The following is a 19,276-nucleotide window of genomic DNA, read 5'->3' on the forward strand; positions in this document are numbered from 1 at the left end:
ACAACAGGACCATCGCGCCTGGGAAAGGCGCCCGGATCGAGAGCCAATGGCTGCATGTTCGATCCGTGAGGGAACCGAAAACCACGCTTTTCGGTTTCCGTCAGCGAAAAGTCGCGCCACGACTTTTCGCACTACCAATAGGAAGGAGGACCATCACTTGGGAAGCGTTATTAAAAAGCGTCGCAAGAAGATGCGAAAACACAAGCATAAGAAACTCCTGGCCAAAAGCAGACACAAGAGGAAGTAGCCGTTGACCGTCACTATCGGAGTCATCGGGTCCGCTGATCCGGAAAGGAATCGTGACCCCCTTGCGGTGGAGGTAGGCTCCCTTATTGCCGGCAACGGCGCTGTCATGGTCTGCGGCGGCCTTTCCGGAATCATGGAAGCGGCCAGTTTCGGAGTCAACCAGCAAGATGGCGTGACAATAGGGATTCTTCCAGGATCTGACAAGAGGGCCGCCAACCCTTTCGTGACACACTGTGTCCCGTCGGGGCTGGGCGTCGCAAGGAACGTCATGATCGTCCGTACGGCTGATGCCCTCATCGCCCTTCCCGGCGGTCACGGAACCATGTCCGAGATCGCCCTCGGCCTCAATGTCGGTAAACCGGTCGTTGACCTCGGCGGGTGGGAGATCCCGGGAATGATCCCGGTCCAGACTGCGGAAGAAGCGGTTCTCACGGCCCTCGAACTGGGTGCGAACCTTTCGGAATGAATACTCAAGGCAAACTTTTCGTCAAGACCTTCGGTTGTCAGATGAACGTCTACGATACCGAGAAGATCTACGCCTTCATGCAGGAGAGGTACCTTCCGGCCTCCAGCGAAGAGGAGGCCGATGTCATTATCCTCAACACCTGTTCCATACGCGACAAGGCCGAGCAGAAGGTCTACAGCCTCCTCGGCCGTATCAAGCCCCTGAAAAAGGCCCACCCTCACCTCGTTGTGGGAGTGGGAGGGTGCGTCGCCCAGCAGGAAGGCGAGAGGCTGCTCAGGCGCTCTCCGGTGGTGGACATCGTGTTCGGAACCCACAACATCGATGAACTGCCCGGGCTCATCGACGAGCGTTTAAGGCACGGCCGGCGGATCTGCCGCATCAGGGAAGACCGCGACAGGACCCCCGCTCCAGAGGCTCCACATTCGGCCCGCGGAAACTCTCCCTCAGCGCTTCTCACCATCATGAAGGGGTGCGACAATTACTGTGCCTACTGTGTCGTCCCCATCGTAAGGGGACGTGAGGTCAGCCGGCCCCTTTCAAAGATCCTCGACGAAGCGACTCACCTGGCTGACAGTGGTGTCCGGGAGATCACCCTTCTGGGACAGAACGTCAATTCATACAGCGATCCCGGATCGGGCGCCTGTTTTGTCGATCTACTCGGAAAGATCGACAGCATATCCGGCATCGACCGCCTCAGGTTCGTCACTTCCCATCCCAAGGACTTTTCGCACGAACTTGCCAAAGCCATGGCCGACCTGCCTGCTATCTGCGAACACATCCACCTGCCGGTTCAGGCCGGATCGGACAGTGTCCTGGAAGCGATGGGGAGAGGATACACATCCGCCGAGTATCTTGAAAAGGTCTCCATGCTCAGGAAGCTGGTACCCGGGGTCGAGTTCACCACCGACATCATCGTCGGGTTCCCCGGGGAAACGAGGGATGATTTCGAAAAGACCCTCCAGCTCATCGAGCAGGTCCGGTACCAGAACGCCTTCTCTTTCCGTTTTTCGCCGCGTCCGGGCACCAGGGCTGTCGAAATGGACGATCCGGTCCCGGCTGATGAAAAACGATCCTGGCTGCCGGAGTTCCAGGCTGTTCAGAACCGGATCACGGAAAGCAGGCACCAGGCCATGGTGGGCCAGACACTGGAAGTGCTTGTGGAAGGTGAAGATCGTAAACGAAGCGGCCTGCTGGAAGGCAGAAGCCGTTCAAATTTCATCGTCCATTTCGCGGGTGAACCATCCCTTATTGGCCAGACGGTCCAGGCGTCGATCAGAAGGGCCCGGACGATCCACCTGGAAGGAGAACTGCTGCCTTGATAGAGATCGAGGTTAAAATCCACGGTCTGACAATGGACCCCAAGAATAACAGCCCGGTCATCCTCCTGAAGGAAACGGCAAGCCAGAGGGCCCTTCCGATCTGGATCGGCACGGTGGAGGCCAACTCCATCGCCACCGCAATGGCAGGCCTGGAGCCGCCGCGCCCGATGACACACGACCTCCTGCACAACGCCATACTGGCCGCGGGATACTGCGTCTCCCGCGTTGTGATCACGGAGCTTACAGACAATACTTTCTACGCGGTGATCCACCTGGATTCCGATAATGGAATGCTGGAGCTGGATTCACGACCATCCGATGCCATTGCCCTGGCTGTCAGGAGTCACTGCCCGATTTTCGTTAACAAGAGGGTTTTCGAACAGTCCGGCATCGATCTGACGATCCTTGAAAACAGTGAAACCGCGTCGGAGAAGGACGAATGGCTGGAAATGCTGGAGAGCATGGATCCCGAGGACTACAGCAAGTATAAAATGTAGGAAATCAGTAATCTGTAATCAGAAGTAAGCGAATAACATCCATACTGAGGGAAAGGGAAGGGGATCCATGGAAGACGGCGATCAGGCACCGCCTCCATCGCAGCAGCAGGAGACGTCCCCTTTAAGGACCTGGGGACCGGCAGCGTGCGTGGCGGCAGTCATCCTGATCCTTTCATCCATACCGGGCACAGCCTTCCCCAAGCATCCGGACAGGCTCAACAGCGCCGTCCACTTTCTGGAATTCTGTTTGCTGGGGTTCTTCCTGACCAGGGCGATCAGCACGTGGAGGCCCATGGGACGTTTGAGTCTCATCCTGACATCCGCGGCCATTTGCGGCACTTTCGGTTTCCTGGATGAGGCACACCAGTTTCTGATACCCTACAGGATGTTTGATATCATGGATCTGTTTTACGACATTCTGGGAGCCATCACCGGAGGACTCATCTTTATAGTAACCGGATGTTCGTCGGCACACGCGGATGGAGCCTGATACCCATGCCTGAACGATCCATCATTCACCGGGCAGAGGACCTTCAGGATCTCCCGAAACTTTCGGAGAACCTGCTCGACGACCTCATGGCCAGATCGCAGGCATCTTCCGGGACGGTGTGGATACTGGACCAGGACCAATCCTTCCGGAAGGTGAGTTCACGCGGTACGGGTAAAAGAAGCAAGTCCATCGATCCCGGTGAGATCATCCACCGACACGAAGAGATCTCGAAGGGGACCCCTTTCTTCGAGCACAGCGGCGGCAAGGTGATCCTGAACAGCCTTTTCCTGCCAGTCCTTTACCACGACGTGCTGGTCGCCATAGCCCACCTGGAACTCTCCACATACAGCGAAGCCGCCCTTGACGACAACACCTTTGAATCGATCCGCGCTGTTGCCGACAAGTACGCCACTTTCCTGAGCAATGCCCAGATTCTTGACAGGATGCGCGGGAACCCTCTGAAAGACCTTGAATCGGACACTTACAATGAACCGTTCATCCTCGATTTCCTGAAACGGCAGGTCACCATGGGGCGGAGGTTCAGACGGCGTGTCGGAGTTCTCAACCTTGATTATGAGGGCGCTGAACAGTTCCAGAAAAAGCAGAGCTACCGCCTCGTCCAGGCCATGATCAAGGATATCTCGGAGACCCTTCAGGGGATACTCAGGGACTATGACGTTGTCGCCCACGTGGGGAATTTCCGGTTCATCATGGGCCTCCCGGAAACGGACAGCCTTGGCTGCCGCATCTCAATCGAGAGGATCAGGCGCGGTTTCGGAAGGCTCTCCTACCTCGGTGAGCGGTTCGAAAGGTACGGTTTGAAACCCCACTTCGGATTCGCCTGCTATCCCGAGGACGGCCCAACCGCCGATGCCCTTCTCACCAAGGTCCTTTCCAACGCGTGGATTAACCGGTCCGACCCCTTCAACAACCTCCAGTGGGTTGATCGCGGGTTCTGGGACCTCGTGGAGAAATTCACCACCGATCCCGAGGGGGGGGAGCTTTCGCTCCTTCGTTTCACGGAGAGGACATCCTTCAAAGCGAATTTCACCTATCTTCTTCAGGAAGCCATCGTCAACGATGTGGTGATGAACCCTGAAAGGCGCGGGCTGCTGTACATCGGAACGGACAATGCGCTCATCACCGAAGCCCTCCTGACGAAGAACACCTCCCTGCCCAAAGCGGCTACGAGGGTCAGCGTATTCGGCGACTTGGAAAACACCCACGTTCTCAAGGATCTCAACATCAATACCATTACCATCTCCCCCGAACAGTCCAAGGGGTTCCAGTTCATCCTCCTACTGACAGACAAGGTGACCTATGCCCTCATGGGCGTTCACCACAGGATCGACGAGTGGAAGGGTTTCCACACCTCCAATGACAAACTCGTGGAGCGACTGGTTTTCAAACTGAGGGAAGAGTATTCCCTCCAGGAACAGGTCTGATCCGGAAATTTGCCTGACATCCGCAAATTTCCGGATTTCGGTTGAGGTAATGAAGAAAATCCTTTTAGTCGACGCAGATGAAAAGTTTCTCGGTAAGCTGGCCAGGCGCATGGATAAAGCCGGCTTTGAGGTGAAAACCGCCTCCGACGGTTCCGGCGCATTGGAGTCCGCCCTCCGGGAAAAACCGGATCTGATCGTCACCAACTATCATCTTCCCCTTTTCGATGGCGAACGGCTGCGGGCGTTTATCAAGAACAACCCCACCACCACCCATATCCCGTTCATCTTCCTCATCGATTCCGACAGGGGACAGGATGAAGCCCTCGCCTCCGCCGGTGGGGATTCCCTCATTGTCAAACCGTTCCGCTGGAAGGAGATCCAGGAAAAGATCGGCCAGATCCTGGAACGCAACAAGGAAGCGATCCCGAAACCCGCCGGCAGCGGGGTGGAGGGAAGCCTCAACGAGGTGTCCCTTGTGGACCTGCTGCAGATCTTCGGTCTCAACCGCAGGACCGGGACACTCACCCTCCTCCACGGAGAGCAGGAGGGAAAGATCTATCTCGTGAACGGATCGGTCATCAGCACTGTCCTGGGCGAGACAAACGGGGAAAAGGCCCTTTACCGTATCTTGCGATGGCAGGACGGCACTTTCCGTTATCATCCGGGCGAGGTCAACATCACACGCAACATTACCCGTTCCATGGACGCCCTTCTCATGGAGGGGATGAGACAACTCGATGAGTGGGATTCCATCTACAGGCTCATGCCCCCTCCTGACACCGTCCTGGAACTGGCCAAATCGAGGGAAGATCTGCCCCAGAACATGCGGCCTGTCACCCAGGAGGTCATCCTCCTGCTTGAGTTCTACAGCACACTGAAAGAGATCGTGGAAAAGGCCACCCACACCGACTACGATATCTGCCGGTCTATTCTTGGCCTGATCCAGAAGGGGATCGTCAGACCTGTCGCAGACAGAATGGCGCCCGCCAGAAAGGATGAACCGCTCATCAGCAGCGAGGAAGCGATCGCCATCCATCGCATCCTGCGGCCTGTTCCGGGAGATTACGAAGGATCCCACTGGGGCAAGGTCCTGGTCTTTTCACCGGATGTCGATGTGATCAGGCGCTTCCTGACCAACGTCACCAACGTGAAGGAGTTCAAGCTGTCCAGGGACAACTTCTCCAACCAGGAGGTCATCAACGCCTCTTTCGGGACCCTGGGCACCATGGAGATATCGGATAGCGCCTACCTGCAGATATTCCTTCTCCCGTCGACCCTGGAATCGTCTCCACTGTGGCACGGCTTCTCCGAGGGCGCTGTCGGGGCATTCTACCTCCAGAATGGTGGTATCAATGAGGATGACACGCTGTCTCTGGTAAGATGGTTCCTGGAACACGAACTGGAAAAACCTCTTCTGGTACGTCAGATCGAGGATACTCCGGCCCATATCGACATGGGGGCGGAGATGTTCAAAGAGCTTTTCAATATGATCCAGAACCGCCAGGCAATAAGCGAGGATATGCAAGCATGAGTCAGACCGGCAGGGACATTCTCATCGTCGACGATGATACAAGCATCCAGGAGCTGCTCAGGATCATCCTCACCAAGCACGGGTATACGGTGCATCAGGCCACCAACGGCGAGGAGGCTATCCACAGGTACATGGAAGTGGATCCGGACCTCGTGATCAGCGACATCTCCATGCCGAAAGGAGATGGTTTCAACGTTGCCATCATCATCCGCAGCAAGGAAAGGGATGGGAAAAACATCCCGATCCTCCTGATCAGCGCCTTTTACGACGATCACGCCAACGTGAAGAACGCGGAAAGGTGCGGAGCTTCCGCCTTTCTGCCAAAACCGTTCACGCAGAAACAGCTCATGGATGCTGTGGAAAGCCTCCTCAGAAATGGTAATGACTGAGAACAGGTGCTCCTTCTGCGCAAGGCTCATGGTGCCGGGTTCACTGCGGTACGTTCTCATGTGGAAAATGTTCGCCGATTATGATGGTATAATCGATCTTGAGGATGAGCGTAGCCTCGAGAACACGATGAGGGCTGTCAAAATCGCCAACGGCGCCGACCTGGAGGACCAGGTGTACCTGGAGCGCCGCCATATCCTTTGCCCGTCCTGCCGGGAGGAGATCCTGGATTCGCTGGCCGCTTTTGAACACAGCCGGAGCGAACCGGAAGAACCAGCAGGCGGGAACGGGGAAGGGGAACGGAACCTGCACTGAAGAGCAGGCTTATGGTTGAGGGTTTATGGTTGATGACTTCGCAAAAAGTCCCGGATTGGACTTTTCGCGACCCTGTCAAGGTTGTACGTCACGCCGGCCGGATCTCTCTGAAAATCCGGCGAGCGTATTATGGATTGTTCCAGATGATCCGCCAGATGATCCACATCGTGTCCATGGCATAGCGGACGGTTCTGAAAACAGCGGGTTACGTGTTCCTGAGGGGGAACCATACCCGAAATCCGGCGATTGGACCCTTCCGGTCGGGGTCAGGGCGTCGATCAACAGTTCCTGACGCTGCCCGGACACGTTCTTCGGACCCGGACCGAAAAAACGGCCTCTCCGATGCCCCGACCGGAGGCCGGCCCAAACCAATCGCGGAATTCGGGCTATGGGGCGCATTGATTTATTTTACGAAGTCATTCACTATCCCTATCCCATGCTTGGCTACAGACTCCACAGACGCCTTTCCGATGCGATCCTCAAGGCTTTCCAGGTTTCTTCGGATCCCGAGGTGCAGCTTTCCCGCACCGCCAGGGTGCTCGCCCACGGCCTGGGCGCCGACCTTTGCCTTCTCTGCGTCCGGGGAAGCGACCTTCGGACTATCCTGCTAAGGGGGATCTATGCAGGTGAAGAGATGCCCATGTCTGCTCCCGGGCCAGAAACTGAAGCCTACCTCCTGGACATCCTGACCGGAGGTAAACCGGTCCTGTGGAGCAGCAGGGAGGGTAAGCCTGGTCCCCTTCCTGGCCCTCTCGAGGGGGGGCTTGCCAGCGCCCTGGTTTTCCCTGTCACGTGGCGCCAAAGTCCTGTGGCCCTGGCTGTCATCGGATACAGCTCCAGGAGAGCCGTACCCAGGCGTGTGGTCGGGGCTTTGAACTCCCTTTCCGACACCCTGGCGGCCATGGTGAGGGGCAGCGTGGTGCGCATGTACCAGACCCGCAAGAACGAGATGGCGGGTGAGCTGTTGAGGGTGTCAGAGCACCTGGGTGCCGCGGCGGATGTTCAGGGGTGTCTTGCCCGGATCGCCAGGGCGGGGTCCGATCTCACCGGCAGTACGGGAGCGGTGCTGCGGATCGTGGCCGGAGACCGGTTGACGGTCAAGGCGTTCTTTGCTGGAGAGCTTCCCGCCCTTTCGACCATCCACATCCCCAACGATCTTGCCTTTGCTGAAAAGGCGCTGGAAACGGGCCGATCGGTCATGGTCAACAGGACCGGTTTCGATCCCGGGCAGGCGGACCGCCCGGTGAGCCGGAACATGCTCTGTGTCCCTTTTGGCGAGGATGAAGGTTTTAAGGGAGTCCTGACCGTTTTCGATCGGGGAAGGCAGGGTGCATACCTTCCCTACGGACGTGTTGAAAGGGAAACGGTCAAGGCCCTCACCCGGCTCGGTATCACCGCTGTAAGCCAGATCGGGAAAGAGCACGAGGTCAGGAGGATCTCCCGGTCCCTGGAAAGAAGGGTCCGCGAACTGACTTTGCTGCACCAGATCAGCCGCGCTGTTCTGGAAAAGGAGGAGGTCAACGAGGTCCTGCGTTCCCTGCTTGAAGCGGTGACCAACCTCCGTGGGTTCGGGTTCGACCGAGCCTTCCTTTTCCTTCTCAATCCGGAAAAGAAAGTCCTCAACGGCCTGGTGGGAAGAGAGGTTTACGAGATCCCGGCCGGGCCAGAGGCCAGGCCAGAAGCCAGGGAAATAGCCGGGGAAGAAGGAGAGAGCCCGGCGGGGACGACCGGGCACAGGGAGCTTGACGAACTCATCTCAGGGTTCTCTATCCCTGTCAAACGGGAGGGCGGGGTCCTGCCCCTGACGGTCATGGAGAAGCGTTCCTATCGGATCCGGCTGCCAATGGATCGGGACCTCATCAGCGAGGAAGTCGTCACCCATCTCGGTGGTGTGGACTCCTTTGCAACCGTTCCCCTGGTGTCCGAGGGGAGGGTGCTGGGGGTGATCTGGGTTGACAACCTGCACACCAGGCGCCCCATCGGAAAGGAAGACTTCCAACTCCTCATCTCTGCCGCCGCCCAGGCGGGACTTGCCGTGGAAAGGTCACTCCAGGCGGAAGCCCTGTCCCTGCTAAACAGCCAGCTCATGGATCTTCAGAACCGGATGATCCAGTGGGAGAAGATGGCGGCCCTGGGAGAGATGGCCGCCTCGGTGGCGCACGATATCAGGAACCCTCTCGTCTCCATCGGCGGGTTCACGAGGAGGCTGCGCAAGCTCATTACTGATGAGGAACGGGGCCTCAAGTATGTCGATATCATTATCCGGGAGGTGGACCGGCTCGAGCAAACGCTGGACAACGTCATGTCCTACTCGAGGAGCTACGGTGCCATTGACCGGCGTCCCGTCTTCCTTTACGAACTTCTCGCCGAATGCGCCGAGCTGTTCAAGGAGAAATTCAGGAAGAAGAAGGTCACCCTCCGCCGCCAGCTGGCCCGGGACCTGCCCGAACTCTCCGTGGATGAGAGACGGATAAAGCAGGCGGTGCTCAACCTCCTTTTTAATGCGGGGGAATCTGCCGCCAGTCAGAGCGAGGTCAGGTTCACGGCCCAGGTCCGGGATACCGGGCCGGATAGCGGTGTGATCATCTCCGTTTCCGACAACGGATGCGGCATCGATCCGGCAGATCTGGGTCATATTTTTGAACCCTTCTTCACAACGAAAGGGGCCGGCACGGGCCTTGGACTTGCCATTGCCCAGCGTGCCGTTTCCGGTCACGGGGGTGAGATTCGGGTGGACAACCGGCACGGCGAGGGGGTAACTTTCACCATACGTTTGCCGATCTAGGAACCTGCCGGGAAACCCCTGACATGCGGCTGCTTGATAAGGTGTCAAAAAGATGACGGACAAGGACGAAAGCGTGAGGACGGTCCTCGTTGTGGACGATGAGGAAAGCATTCGCTTCCTTTACAGGGAAGAACTCGAAGACGAAGGGTACCGCGTGATCACGGCCTCGGATGGTGAAGAGGCGCTGCACAAGTTAAGGAAAGAAAAACCGGATCTCATCACCCTTGATATCCGCATGCCCGGTCTGGACGGCATCGAGGTCCTGCAACTGATCCGTGAGATGGATAAGGAGATCCCGGTCATCATGTCCACCGCCTACGGTGAGTATCGGCATAATTTCAACGTGTGGGCTTCCGACGCCTACATCACCAAGGCCGCCAACCTGGATGAGCTCAAGGAGACCATCCGCCGGCTGCTTGGCGAGCAGGAATGAAATGCGGAAGGTATGATGTGCGGTTTCAGTCTTTCCGCCCTGCGCCCCGGTTTCCTCCCTCGTCCCTCCTGCCTTCTCCCGGTCCTTTTATTGCCCCTGCTCCTTACCAACTCCTCATGTTCAGGACGATCCCAACCATATAAAGAGACCCGTTTCATGATGGGGACCCTGGCGGACGTCGTCGCTTACCCGGAAAGCGAAACCGCCCGGCAAGCCTCGGTCGGCGGCTTCGGGAGGATGGACGAGGTCGAGGGGTTGGCCCACAGGCAGCGGGTGGATGCTCCTGCTTCACTGAAAGGTGAGCTGGCTGCCATCCTCGGCACCGGTCTTGAGGTCAGCAGGGCCTCTTCGGGGGCTTTCGATCCGACCCTCGGGGAAGTCATCGCGCTCTGGGGCTTCGACTCCGAAAAGCCCCATCTTCCGGAACCGGATGATCTGTCGGATGCCCTGGGACGGGCGGGTTATCGAAGGCTCGACCCCGCGGTCCCTGGTTCCGTTTCTCCTTTTGGAAACAGCCCTCCCATCTGGCTCGATCTGGGAGGCGTGGCCAAGGGGTACGCGGTGGACGAGGCCGTGAAATCGCTTCGGGGAAGGGGGGTGAGCGGCGGTATCGTCAACGCCGGGGGCGATCTGAGAACCTTCGGGTCCAAACCTGGCGGGAAGCCCTGGAAGATCGGTGTCCAGGACCCTGACCATCCCCAGGAGCTTGCCGGGGTCCTGACCCTTCGGGAGGCGGCCGTGGCGACCTCAGGTGATTACCAGCGGTATTTCGAGGAAGGGGGAGTGCGTTACCACCACATCCTGGATCCGGCCACAGGATACCCTGCCCGCTCCGGGCTGAGAGGAACCACGGTGATCGCGCCGGACTGCGCCCTGGCCGACGCCTTGGCCACGGCGGCCTTTGTCCTGGGCCCGGAAAAGGGCCTGAAGCTGCTGGAGGAGTGGGACGGGGTCGAAGGGGTGCTGATCACTGACGGCGGGGAGATCCTGACCACCTCGGGAATAGGAAAGAGCATTCCCTTTGAAAAGCGGTAGGGAATGAGATTCTGGTGTCTGGTGTCCGGGAAAACCAGACGCGGTGACACGGGGACACGGTGACGCGGGGAACCACAGATACAATATAGTAAACCTGGGATCGCTTCACCTGGTCCACGGTTCGCGATGACATAACGGTCGTCATTGCGAGTACCCTGAGTTCGTCGAAGGGGACGTGGCAATCCCGAATTATGGTGACCACAGAACCCGGGAGTTAAAGCACTTCTACTTCTGGATTCCGGATATCAGATCCTGGATCGAGACCTGAGATATGAGATCTGAGATATGAGATCTGAGATAAACACGCGCCCCAAATTCATGGACGCTATGTTATTCGTTGCCCTGGTCACGCTGACGGCGTTCGCGCCGCGGCTGCTTCCGGCAGGATCGGCAGGTAGCACCCTCACGGTGAGGACCACCGGGGGTGTCGTCACGGTCAGTCTGGCCAAAGATGCCGTTCATCCTGTCGACGGACCACTGGGCCAGGCGCGGCTTGTTGTTGCCGATGGTCGGGCCCACCTTCAGAACGCGCCGTGTCCCCTGAAAATATGCGAAGGGATGGGGCCTGTGGGAATGGCGGGTGAGGTTATCGTCTGCCTGCCCAACCGGATCGCGGTCAGGGTGGACGGAAAGGGGGAGGTCGATGCGGTCTCCCGTTAAAGGAGTGTTCCTTCGGAACGTGTCGGAGTGTCGGGGTATCGGTGTGTCGGAGTTTGGAGGTCGAATGTGGCGGAGTGTCGGGGTATCGGTGTGTCGGAGTAAAACCTTTATTACCATAGAATTGATTATCGAATGGTAATTGGTCCATGTACAGAGCGAAGGAAGCAGAAAGTGGGGATGGGGCATGCCTCCAGGTTGACGACCCTGGCCATGCTCATCGCCGCGGCGTTCGCACTGGCCTCCCTGGAACGTGTTTTCCCCAACCCGTTCCCCATGGTGCGCCTGGGGCTGGGCAACATCATGACCATTGCTGCCTTCGTCATCCTGGGAGTTTCCGGCGGCGTCTGGGTCAGCGTTGGGCGGGTTGTCCTCGTGGCCCTGCTCTGGGGAGGGCTGTTCTCACCATCGGCTGTCCTGTCGGCAGCAGGGGGTGCGGCAAGTCTCGCCGTGATGGTGCCGCTGCTCCTGTCAGGGCGGTTTTCCCTTTACGGGATCAGCATGGGCGGCGCCTACGCCCATGTGGCGGGGCAGCTGGCCGTCGCGTCCCTCCTCTACGTCCGTTCGACCGGCTTGTTGTACCTGGTACCGGTCATGGGAACGGCCGCCATTTTAACGGGGGTGTTCAACGCGTGGGTCGCCAGTAAGCTGGCGACAGTTTTCAGAAATCAGGAATCTGGAATCAGTAGAAATACAAAAGCTGTTTAACCACAGTGCGACCGGTTTGCAGGTCGCTCCACAGGGTTGCACAGGGTAAACAAACGGACTATTTTTCAAACCAAAAGAAATGTCTTTCCCTGCGATGCGGCCTTCAGTTGGCCGCACCGCGTACCCTGCGGTAGGTTAGCCTTTGCCTGTTAGTACTTAGGGAACCCCCCCGGCTTTGCCGGGGGTACATGACCTGCCAGGTGACTGCTAACGCCTTTCCAGGAGCTGAAATTATGAAAACCCGCTTCCGGTGGGTTGCGAACGCCCGGCCTGGAATGGTCGTCTACCATGACGAGGAGTGGGGTGTTTCAGGTATGAACAGCTGACAGCTGTCTGAGTGCACAAGCGCACAGGTGCATGAGTGCATTAAGATCAGCCGTTCTCACTGCGTCCCCGCGTCTCCGTGTCATGGGTCAGTTTCCTGCAGCCCTGATGAAACTGACCATCCGCTCTTCCTCATCCCCTCCACGGAAAGACAGAAGCAGTTCCCGGTCGCACAGGGTGCACCCCGTGATCTCCTCGATGGAATCAGCAGCCATCCCAGCTGTCAGAAGTTGGGATTTGGCTCCGGCGGCAAGATCCAGGTAGAGACTGCCTCCCCGAATCTCAAAGAGTCCTTCACGTTTATCTGAAGGGAAAGAACTCCTGACCTCTTCGCCCACCTCGCAGCAGCACGGGCCGATGGACGGGCCCAGTGCCGCCACAAGGCTGTCCGGTCCGGAACCTGTCAGGGTTATGAGTGCTCTGACGCCCTTGGCGGCAAGGCCCGAGGCCAGGCTGCGCCACCCGCAGTGGATGGCTGCCACGGCGCCGGTGGCTGTGTCTCCTGTCAGGATGGGAAGGCAGTCGGCCGTCCGGATACCGACGGCGGTGCCGGGAATGTCCGTGACCATGGCGTCCCCCTCGTCGAAGCGGAAGTGGTTGGAAGGAAGTGGTTGGTAAGAGGTATTGAGGGAACTTCTTCCCCCTTCCTTCTTCCTCCTTCCTCCTTCATCGGTCAACACTACCACCCTCTCCCCATGCACCTGCACCAGGATGTGAACATCTCCAGGATAATCCTCCCGCACTGTCAGCCTTGTCCCGAACCCGTGCTCGAACCCGGCCTGTCCAAGAAGGGTTGAGCGCAGGACTGTCATCAGATCCGCCCCATGATCCAGTCGAACAGCCCGGAAAGGTCCCCGGGAGGTGGGGCTTCGAACTCCATCCGTTTGCCCGTTGCCGGGTGATCGAACTCAAGGCGCAGGGCGTGAAGGGCAGGGCGCCTGAGGGAGCGCAGGAAGGTCGTTCCCGCGTTGTTGCCCAGGTAGATGGCAGACGTGCCGCCGCGATAGGTGGGATCACCGAGGATGGGGTGCCCCTCGGCCGACAGGTGGACCCTGAGCTGGTGGGTGCGTCCGGTTCCCGGTGTGAGACGGACAAGGCTGATCCCGCCCCGACGGCCCATGACCTCGAAATCAGTGACGGCCGGGCGGCCGTCCTTTCGCACCGCGATCCGTTTCCTGTCCCGGGGGTGACGGTCCAGCGATCTTTCTATGCGGCCGGTGTCCTTTTTCATCTCTCCCTTGACGGCGGCAAGGTATGTCCTGCCGATGGTGTGATCCTTGAACTGGACGGCCAGACCGTTATGCGCCGCGTCGTTCTTGGCGGCAACCATCACTCCGCTGGTGCCCTTGTCCAGGCGGTGGACGATCCCGGGGCGCGCCACCCCGCCGATCCCGGAAAGGTCCCGGCAGTGATGGAGCAGGGCGTTGACCAGGGTCCCGGACCGATGGCCGTGGGAAGGGTGGACCACCATATGGGGCGGCTTGTCGATGACTATGAGATCGGCGTCCTCGTAAAGGATCGTGAGGGGGATCTCCTCCGGGAGGACATCGGGGGTTTCGGGGGCCGGAACGGCCACGGTGACCTGGCTGCCATCGCGCAGGAAAAAGCCCGCCTTGACCGGGGAACCGTCCACCAGGACGTGGTTGTCCTCGATGAGTTTTTTTATTCGGGAACGGGTCAGATCAGGAAGACGTTCGGCCAGATACCTGTCCAGGCGGATTTTCGAACTTTGAGTGGTGACTGTAAAAGAGAACCTCCCCATGGGGAGCTTACCAGATATCAGAATCGACTTCCCCGAAACGCTTGACGAGGACATCGACAATGGCCCTGTTGTAAGGAATCCATCGGCCTGTCATGGTGGGATCCACGCGGGAATCGTAAAGTTTACGCCCTTCCTCCAGCTGATCGGCCAGGTCCTCGAAAAGTGAGTCGTTCTTGATGCTCTGCCTGATCTTGTCCTGATTGTACAAAGAGATGTCGGACATGATGGTCCGGGCCAGCCTTTGGGCGTCGCTGATGTTGTCGATGAGGCTCATCCAGGCAACCTCCAGGTTAGAGGATTCTCGAGATAAAGGGGATCGTACCCCGTTTTTTCCTGCCCTGCCAGAACAGGTAGGTGGTTGCGGCCGCAAGACCGATCACAGATCCCACAATGGCGCCCGGATCTGTTCCCGTCCGGGACCAGCCAACAGCTCCTCCGGCCACCGCGGCCACTGCGGGCAGCAGGTAGGCCGAAGCGGAAGCTTTCAGAAGCTCCCCCGGAGGCAGTGACACAATGACCCTGTCCCCCGGTTCAGCTCCAGCTGAATTGAGGACCACCATCACCATGGTCTGTCCGGAGGAGGGGTGGCACATATTCCTGGCCGAGCAAGCGCCGCAGGCGTCCGACCTTACCAGGACAACTTTCGCCCTGTCCCCCTCCAGTGAGACAACAGAGGCAGTTTCCTCAAGCATTTCCCTACTTTATGTGAGTAAGGATGGAAAATCAAGCGGGAGGACAAACTGGTGTCTAGTTCTGGTTTCCAGTTCTAGCGCAAATGTTACAGCTCTGTGCTTTTATCAGACACCAGGAGCCTGTCGGAGAACCTCCTTTTTCTTGGCAGGGAGGGCACAGGCTCCTAGGAACCAGATACCAGACATTGCCATTTCCCTTACAGCCCCCTGTGCCGCGCTATCGTGCGGCGGTCGGCGGGGAGCGTGATCCGGACGGTAAGCCCCTGGGATCTGGAGGACTCGAGGCTGAGCTGGCCCCCGTGATCGTCCACGATCCGCCGGGCGATAGCCAGGTTGAGGTGAAGCCGCTCACCACCGAGCACGTGGACGGGGCTGAGATCCTCCTCGATCTGCTTAAGGTCAAGGGACGGGCCGGTATCTGTGATCAGAACCGTCCCCTGACCCTCGTCCACCTTCCTGGTCACTGCAAGAACGCCTCCGTCGGGCATGCGCTCCAGGGCGTTGACGAGGGTAGCGGTGAAGGCTGTTTCCAGGAGCCGGGGGTCGAGGAACCCGTCAGGCAGTCCTTTTCCTTCACCCGCGATGCGGACCCCCTTTCCCTCGGCCTCGGTACGGATGTTTTTCACGGACCGGTCCAGTATCTTGTCCGGGGAACTCTCAGTGAAACGGGGGGAGGGCAGGTCCAGGTAGGCCTGCAACGTTTTGATCATGCCCTCGAGCCGTTCCACCGAGGACATGACCCGCTGCGTCCACTCCGCACGGTTCCCGTCTTTTTCCCCGGAGCCCATGAAACGGCGGGTGTAGCCCCCTATGACGGCAATGGGGTTGAGGATCTCGTGGGAGAGGCTGCGGGTCAGGTTTCCGAGAACCGCCATCTGGTTCGACTCGCGCAGCTGGCGCACGATCTCGTGGGTCTCGCTCCAGTCGAGAAAGCGGAAGAGAATCTCCCGGGGCCCGTTCTCCGGCCAGGCCTGGACGAACAGCCGGACGATGATCTGTTTTCCATCGGCACCCTGGAGCATGATCTCGCCGTCGAAACCGGCGGCATCCCGGGCCAGGTGCATGAGGTTAGGCAGCAGGTGGCTGGCGCTGGCAGCCGGGAAAAGGGCGCTGACGTGCTCCCCTGTCAGGAACTTGCCGGTGTATCCGAGGATCTGGAGAGCCGTTTCGTTGCAGTCGATGATATTTCCGGCGAGATCGGTGGTGACGATCCCCTCGAGGGAACGGGAAAGGAGATGCTCTTTGAGTTTGGAGTCCATAAGAATCGATGCCCTTCAAACGTACGTGGGTGCGTACGTGAGTGGAGCGTGGGTGCGACAGAACTTTTGCGCGTTCACGCTTTACGCATATACGCGTTTACGTTTCAAAAACCCTTCCCGTCAGCAGTTCGTAGGCTTCCAGGTACTTCTCCCGGGTTTTTTCCACGACTTCGTCCGGGAGCACGGGGCCGGGCGGCGTCTTGTCCCAGTCCAGGGTTTCCAGATAGTCCCTGACGAACTGCTTGTCGAAACTCAAGGGGCTGGTTCCCACCTCGTAGGTGTCGGCGGGCCAGAAACGGGAGGAATCTGGTGTCAGGATCTCGTCGATGAGGATGATCCCCTCGGATGACCGTCCGAACTCGAACTTGGTATCGGAGATGATGATCCCCTTCCCGCCGGCATAATCGCGGGCTTTTTCGTAGATGGCGATGGTCAGGTCCCGGAGTTTTTCCAGGGTGGCCAGGTCCAGGACCTTTGCGGCCTCCTCGAAAGAGACGTTCTCGTCGTGCCCCGACTTGGCCTTTGTGGCGGGGGTAAAGATGGTCCTGGGCAGCTTCTGGGCCTGCTTGAGCCCTTCCGGTAAAGGGATCCCGCACACGGCTCCCGTTTTCTGATAATCGGTCCATCCCGAACCGGCCAGATACCCCCGGGCCACACACTCGATGGGGAGCGGTTCGGTCTTTTTTACCAGCATGCTCCTCCCTTCCAGGATGGAAGCGTGCTGCCGCAGTTCGGCGGGAAACTCCTCCACGCGGTGGGCGATCAGGTGGTTGTCCACGATGTCGGCCGTCAGTTCGAACCAGAACAGGGACATACTGGTGAGGATCTTGCCCTTGTCGGTGATGCCGTTGGGCATGATGACGTCAAAAGCTGAAATGCGGTCGGTAGCGACGATAAGAAGGGTGTCACCCAGATCGTACACATCCCTGACCTTTCCTCTCCGGAACAGGGGAAGGCCGGGAAGGTCTGTGTGGGTCACTGCCTTGCTGGACCCTGCGCTGGTCTGTGTCATCACGGTCTCCTTGCGATTTACTTCAGTCAGCTTGATGCGGTTAGCTGATTCGGGTTAGATCAAAGGGGTTTTCCCTTCTGGTGTGTGAACACAAATACCCCAACTTCGGGAGGTTTGCAATCGCAGGGCCGCCCGAATCCTAAAATACAGGGTCAGCCCTGCGATTGTGGATTGAGAAATGAGGATTAAAAAGGTTACAATCTTCAATCCTCAATTCATAATTCTCAATTTCGCGGTGAACGTAAAGGCCCCCATGCCCGACGCTGTCGTCATTGCACTTATAACCGAGCTGGTCAGAGCTTTCAAGGCCATGGCCTTCTACCCCGCGGGGCACCCGGCCCGCCAGAAGTTCTTCGCCAGGCTCCTGGCCGGCTTTGCCGACTATCTCCAGCGTGGGGGGGCACTTGATCTTTCTGTCGGACGGGAGGGGGTCGTCTTCTCCGGAGAACCGGTAACGGCAGGGGACGGATCAGGACAGTACCTGGCCCGGGAGTGTTTCGAGCGGCAGGTCGCCCGGCTGCGTTTTGCGCGCGGTATTACTGCTGAGGACTTCGGCCTCCTTTTCGACCTGCTGTCCACCGATCCCGAGGCCTTACGGGCCATGGGGGGCGCCCTGGAGTTTGTCAGGGGACGCGGGTCCGGGTCGTTTACCCTCGAACAGGTGGACTACGAAGGGATCCTGGAGAGGAGGGTCGAGGCCACAGAGGACGGGCAGAACAGCTACGGTGCCGAGATCCGTTCACCGGTGGCCCCCCCTGACAGTTTCCAGGATCAGCTTTCGTTGAACCCGCAGTTCGAGCTGTCAGAAAAGATGGAAGTCGACCAGGAGGAGTGGCTCGCCGGGAAGCTCGAGGAACTCGACAGGGCCGTTTCCGTAGCCGGTTACCGCGGTGTTCTCAAGGAGATCCTCACGGGGATCCGCTCCACCGGGGGTCTGGAAATGCCCCGGTACACCTGCCTGGTATTAAAACACCTTGGCCGACACCTCCTGGCAGGAGCACCGGAGGAAATCCTTCAGATGACCCGTGCGGCTGTCGTTGAGCTGGGCCAGCCGGCTGCCGTGGAAGAGTTCGCTGTCCACCTCACGGTGCGAGACGAGCCGGACAGGCGGGCGATCCAGGCTGTCATGAAGGAGGTTCCCGGGATATCCATACCGGTCCTCCTCAGGCGACTCGCCGAGGAGACCGAATCGTTCGGCCGCAGGGTCACCATCGACACACTGAACGAGTTCGGGGATGCCATGCGTCCCTACCTGCAGAAGTGGCTCAGGGACGACAGGTGGTACGTGATAAGAAACGCCATGGGGCTCTTGCAGCAGGTGGGCGGTCCCCAGGATTCGGTCAACGTCCGGACCTTCCTGGAACACCCCAACTCCAAGGTCCGACTGGAGGCGCTGCGGTTCCTCTACCGCTATCCCACGCCCATCGAGGACCATCTCATGGATCGTCTCCTGTCCGACGAGGATTCCGAGGTCCGGGCCCGCGCAGTTTACGCCCTGGGGGTCCTGCAGGGAAGAAAAGGGCTCGCGCGCCTCATGGATCTGGCGGCAAAGCCTTTTGCGGGGGAGGGAGACCTGACGAAAAGGGAGATGGCCATTAAAGGCCTGGGTCGGGAGGGCGGGGAAGAGGCGATCTCCTTTCTGGCCAGGTGTCTTACCCGCCGGTCCCTGGTCAATCCGTCCGGAGGCGAAAGGATCAGGAAAGCCGTCGTCGACTCCCTGGCGGAGATCGGCGACGCCCGCGCCGCACAGGTACTGAGATCCTCCCTGCGGCGGCTTAAGGGAGGGGCGTACAAAACTGCCGAAGATTTCCTCCGGCGAACCGGGGAATTACCCGGCTAGCCCGCATTATTCATGATGCAAATGAGATGTCAGCTAACTGTGTGGCAATTAAAGATAAATGGGAATGGCACTA

The 19,276-nt window shown here is 58.8% G+C and carries 21 protein-coding genes; 15 read left to right on the forward strand and 6 right to left on the reverse strand.

All coding sequences use genetic code 11. From position 1 onward, the window contains the following. The first annotated feature begins 157 nt into the window (after positions 1-157). The 14 genes from P1S46_06285 (at position 158) to P1S46_06350 (ending at position 12,314) form a co-directional block, all read left to right on the forward strand. The gene (locus P1S46_06285; GenBank protein MDF1536099.1) at positions 158-247 is read left to right on the forward strand and encodes an AURKAIP1/COX24 domain-containing protein; all 90 of its coding nucleotides are present in this window, start codon (positions 158-160) and stop codon (positions 245-247) included. Positions 248-250: 3 nt separating this feature from the next. Further along, positions 251-712 carry a TIGR00725 family protein gene (locus tag P1S46_06290; GenBank protein MDF1536100.1) on the forward strand — a complete coding sequence of 154 codons (462 nt, stop codon included), beginning with the start codon at positions 251-253 and terminating at the stop codon, positions 710-712. Beyond that, positions 709-2,031, forward strand: coding sequence for a tRNA (N6-isopentenyl adenosine(37)-C2)-methylthiotransferase MiaB (miaB, locus tag P1S46_06295; GenBank protein ID MDF1536101.1), 1,323 nt, complete (start codon positions 709-711; stop codon positions 2,029-2,031). The genes P1S46_06290 and miaB overlap by 4 nt, the downstream gene beginning before the upstream one ends. Next, a complete protein-coding gene (locus tag P1S46_06300; protein MDF1536102.1) occupies positions 2,028-2,528 on the forward strand; it encodes a bifunctional nuclease family protein in 501 nt (166 codons plus the stop codon). The genes miaB and P1S46_06300 overlap by 4 nt, the downstream gene beginning before the upstream one ends. Positions 2,529-2,595: 67 nt before the next feature. Beyond that, entirely contained in the window at positions 2,596-3,018 is a 423-nt protein-coding gene (locus tag P1S46_06305) for a VanZ family protein (protein ID MDF1536103.1), read from the forward strand. A 5-nt stretch (positions 3,019-3,023) separates the two neighbouring features. Then, positions 3,024-4,463: a diguanylate cyclase gene (locus P1S46_06310; protein ID MDF1536104.1), complete on the forward strand. Its 1,440-nt coding sequence runs from the start codon at positions 3,024-3,026 to the stop codon at positions 4,461-4,463. Between the two features lie 49 nt (positions 4,464-4,512). After that, positions 4,513-5,994: a DUF4388 domain-containing protein gene (locus tag P1S46_06315; GenBank protein ID MDF1536105.1), complete on the forward strand. Its 1,482-nt coding sequence runs from the start codon at positions 4,513-4,515 to the stop codon at positions 5,992-5,994. Next, entirely contained in the window at positions 5,991-6,383 is a 393-nt protein-coding gene (locus P1S46_06320; GenBank protein ID MDF1536106.1) for a response regulator, read from the forward strand. The genes P1S46_06315 and P1S46_06320 overlap by 4 nt, the downstream gene beginning before the upstream one ends. Then, positions 6,376-6,696, forward strand: coding sequence for a hypothetical protein (locus P1S46_06325; protein ID MDF1536107.1), 321 nt, complete (start codon positions 6,376-6,378; stop codon positions 6,694-6,696). The genes P1S46_06320 and P1S46_06325 overlap by 8 nt, the downstream gene beginning before the upstream one ends. Before the next feature lie 388 nt (positions 6,697-7,084). Beyond that, entirely contained in the window at positions 7,085-9,481 is a 2,397-nt protein-coding gene (locus P1S46_06330; protein MDF1536108.1) for an ATP-binding protein, read from the forward strand. Positions 9,482-9,533: 52 nt separating this feature from the next. Beyond that, positions 9,534-9,914: a response regulator gene (locus tag P1S46_06335; GenBank protein ID MDF1536109.1), complete on the forward strand. Its 381-nt coding sequence runs from the start codon at positions 9,534-9,536 to the stop codon at positions 9,912-9,914. A gap of 156 nt (positions 9,915-10,070) precedes the next feature. Next, positions 10,071-10,949: an FAD:protein FMN transferase gene (locus P1S46_06340; protein MDF1536110.1), complete on the forward strand. Its 879-nt coding sequence runs from the start codon at positions 10,071-10,073 to the stop codon at positions 10,947-10,949. A 285-nt stretch (positions 10,950-11,234) separates the two neighbouring features. Next, positions 11,235-11,609, forward strand: a complete 375-nt coding sequence (locus tag P1S46_06345; protein MDF1536111.1) for a NusG domain II-containing protein — start codon at positions 11,235-11,237, stop codon at positions 11,607-11,609. A gap of 177 nt (positions 11,610-11,786) precedes the next feature. Next, positions 11,787-12,314, forward strand: coding sequence for a Gx transporter family protein (locus P1S46_06350; protein MDF1536112.1), 528 nt, complete (start codon positions 11,787-11,789; stop codon positions 12,312-12,314). A 413-nt stretch (positions 12,315-12,727) separates the two neighbouring features. Here P1S46_06350 and P1S46_06355 read toward each other — a convergent pair whose 3' ends face one another. The 6 genes from P1S46_06355 to P1S46_06380 form a co-directional block, all read right to left on the reverse strand. After that, complete coding sequence (locus tag P1S46_06355) at positions 12,728-13,450, reverse strand: polyphenol oxidase family protein (GenBank protein ID MDF1536113.1); 723 nt, start codon at positions 13,448-13,450, stop codon at positions 12,728-12,730. Beyond that, entirely contained in the window at positions 13,450-14,400 is a 951-nt protein-coding gene (locus P1S46_06360; GenBank protein ID MDF1536114.1) for an RluA family pseudouridine synthase, read from the reverse strand. The genes P1S46_06355 and P1S46_06360 overlap by 1 nt, the downstream gene beginning before the upstream one ends. Positions 14,401-14,407: 7 nt before the next feature. Further along, positions 14,408-14,674: a hypothetical protein gene (locus P1S46_06365; GenBank protein MDF1536115.1), complete on the reverse strand. Its 267-nt coding sequence runs from the start codon at positions 14,672-14,674 to the stop codon at positions 14,408-14,410. Positions 14,675-14,690: 16 nt separating this feature from the next. Beyond that, entirely contained in the window at positions 14,691-15,092 is a 402-nt protein-coding gene (locus P1S46_06370) for a SoxR reducing system RseC family protein (protein MDF1536116.1), read from the reverse strand. 197 nt (positions 15,093-15,289) lie between these two features. Beyond that, positions 15,290-16,351: a PAS domain S-box protein gene (locus P1S46_06375; protein ID MDF1536117.1), complete on the reverse strand. Its 1,062-nt coding sequence runs from the start codon at positions 16,349-16,351 to the stop codon at positions 15,290-15,292. A gap of 97 nt (positions 16,352-16,448) precedes the next feature. Beyond that, a complete protein-coding gene (locus P1S46_06380; protein ID MDF1536118.1) occupies positions 16,449-17,363 on the reverse strand; it encodes a phosphoribosylaminoimidazolesuccinocarboxamide synthase in 915 nt (304 codons plus the stop codon). Positions 17,364-17,541: 178 nt separating this feature from the next. On the opposite strand from P1S46_06380, the gene P1S46_06385 reads away from it, so the two are divergent. Continuing rightward, a complete protein-coding gene (locus P1S46_06385) occupies positions 17,542-19,203 on the forward strand; it encodes a HEAT repeat domain-containing protein (protein MDF1536119.1) in 1,662 nt (553 codons plus the stop codon). The last annotated feature ends 73 nt before the right edge of the window (positions 19,204-19,276 follow it).

Source organism: bacterium, assembly GCA_029210545.1.
In the GTDB taxonomy this organism is placed as follows: domain Bacteria; phylum BMS3Abin14; class BMS3Abin14; order BMS3Abin14; family BMS3Abin14; genus JARGFV01.

What these genes read in the sequence shown, in the direction of transcription:
- P1S46_06345 (MDF1536111.1), top strand. Translation starts at nt 11,235, where the DNA reads ATGAGATCTGAGATAAACACGCGCCCCAAATTCATGGACGCTATGTTA.
- P1S46_06305 (MDF1536103.1), top strand. Translation starts at nt 2,596, where the DNA reads ATGGAAGACGGCGATCAGGCACCGCCTCCATCGCAGCAGCAGGAGACG.
- P1S46_06310 (MDF1536104.1), top strand. Translation starts at nt 3,024, where the DNA reads ATGCCTGAACGATCCATCATTCACCGGGCAGAGGACCTTCAGGATCTC.
- P1S46_06355 (MDF1536113.1), bottom strand. Translation starts at nt 13,450, where the DNA reads ATGACAGTCCTGCGCTCAACCCTTCTTGGACAGGCCGGGTTCGAGCAC.
- P1S46_06370 (MDF1536116.1), bottom strand. Translation starts at nt 15,092, where the DNA reads ATGCTTGAGGAAACTGCCTCTGTTGTCTCACTGGAGGGGGACAGGGCG.
- P1S46_06340 (MDF1536110.1), top strand. Translation starts at nt 10,071, where the DNA reads ATGATGGGGACCCTGGCGGACGTCGTCGCTTACCCGGAAAGCGAAACC.
- P1S46_06325 (MDF1536107.1), top strand. Translation starts at nt 6,376, where the DNA reads ATGACTGAGAACAGGTGCTCCTTCTGCGCAAGGCTCATGGTGCCGGGT.
- P1S46_06350 (MDF1536112.1), top strand. Translation starts at nt 11,787, where the DNA reads ATGGGGCATGCCTCCAGGTTGACGACCCTGGCCATGCTCATCGCCGCG.
- P1S46_06365 (MDF1536115.1), bottom strand. Translation starts at nt 14,674, where the DNA reads ATGAGCCTCATCGACAACATCAGCGACGCCCAAAGGCTGGCCCGGACC.
- P1S46_06335 (MDF1536109.1), top strand. Translation starts at nt 9,534, where the DNA reads ATGACGGACAAGGACGAAAGCGTGAGGACGGTCCTCGTTGTGGACGAT.
- miaB (MDF1536101.1), top strand. Translation starts at nt 709, where the DNA reads ATGAATACTCAAGGCAAACTTTTCGTCAAGACCTTCGGTTGTCAGATG.
- P1S46_06330 (MDF1536108.1), top strand. Translation starts at nt 7,085, where the DNA reads ATGGGGCGCATTGATTTATTTTACGAAGTCATTCACTATCCCTATCCC.
- P1S46_06385 (MDF1536119.1), top strand. Translation starts at nt 17,542, where the DNA reads ATGAGGATTAAAAAGGTTACAATCTTCAATCCTCAATTCATAATTCTC.
- P1S46_06360 (MDF1536114.1), bottom strand. Translation starts at nt 14,400, where the DNA reads ATGGGGAGGTTCTCTTTTACAGTCACCACTCAAAGTTCGAAAATCCGC.
- P1S46_06380 (MDF1536118.1), bottom strand. Translation starts at nt 17,363, where the DNA reads ATGACACAGACCAGCGCAGGGTCCAGCAAGGCAGTGACCCACACAGAC.
- P1S46_06375 (MDF1536117.1), bottom strand. Translation starts at nt 16,351, where the DNA reads ATGGACTCCAAACTCAAAGAGCATCTCCTTTCCCGTTCCCTCGAGGGG.
- P1S46_06315 (MDF1536105.1), top strand. Translation starts at nt 4,513, where the DNA reads ATGAAGAAAATCCTTTTAGTCGACGCAGATGAAAAGTTTCTCGGTAAG.
- P1S46_06320 (MDF1536106.1), top strand. Translation starts at nt 5,991, where the DNA reads ATGAGTCAGACCGGCAGGGACATTCTCATCGTCGACGATGATACAAGC.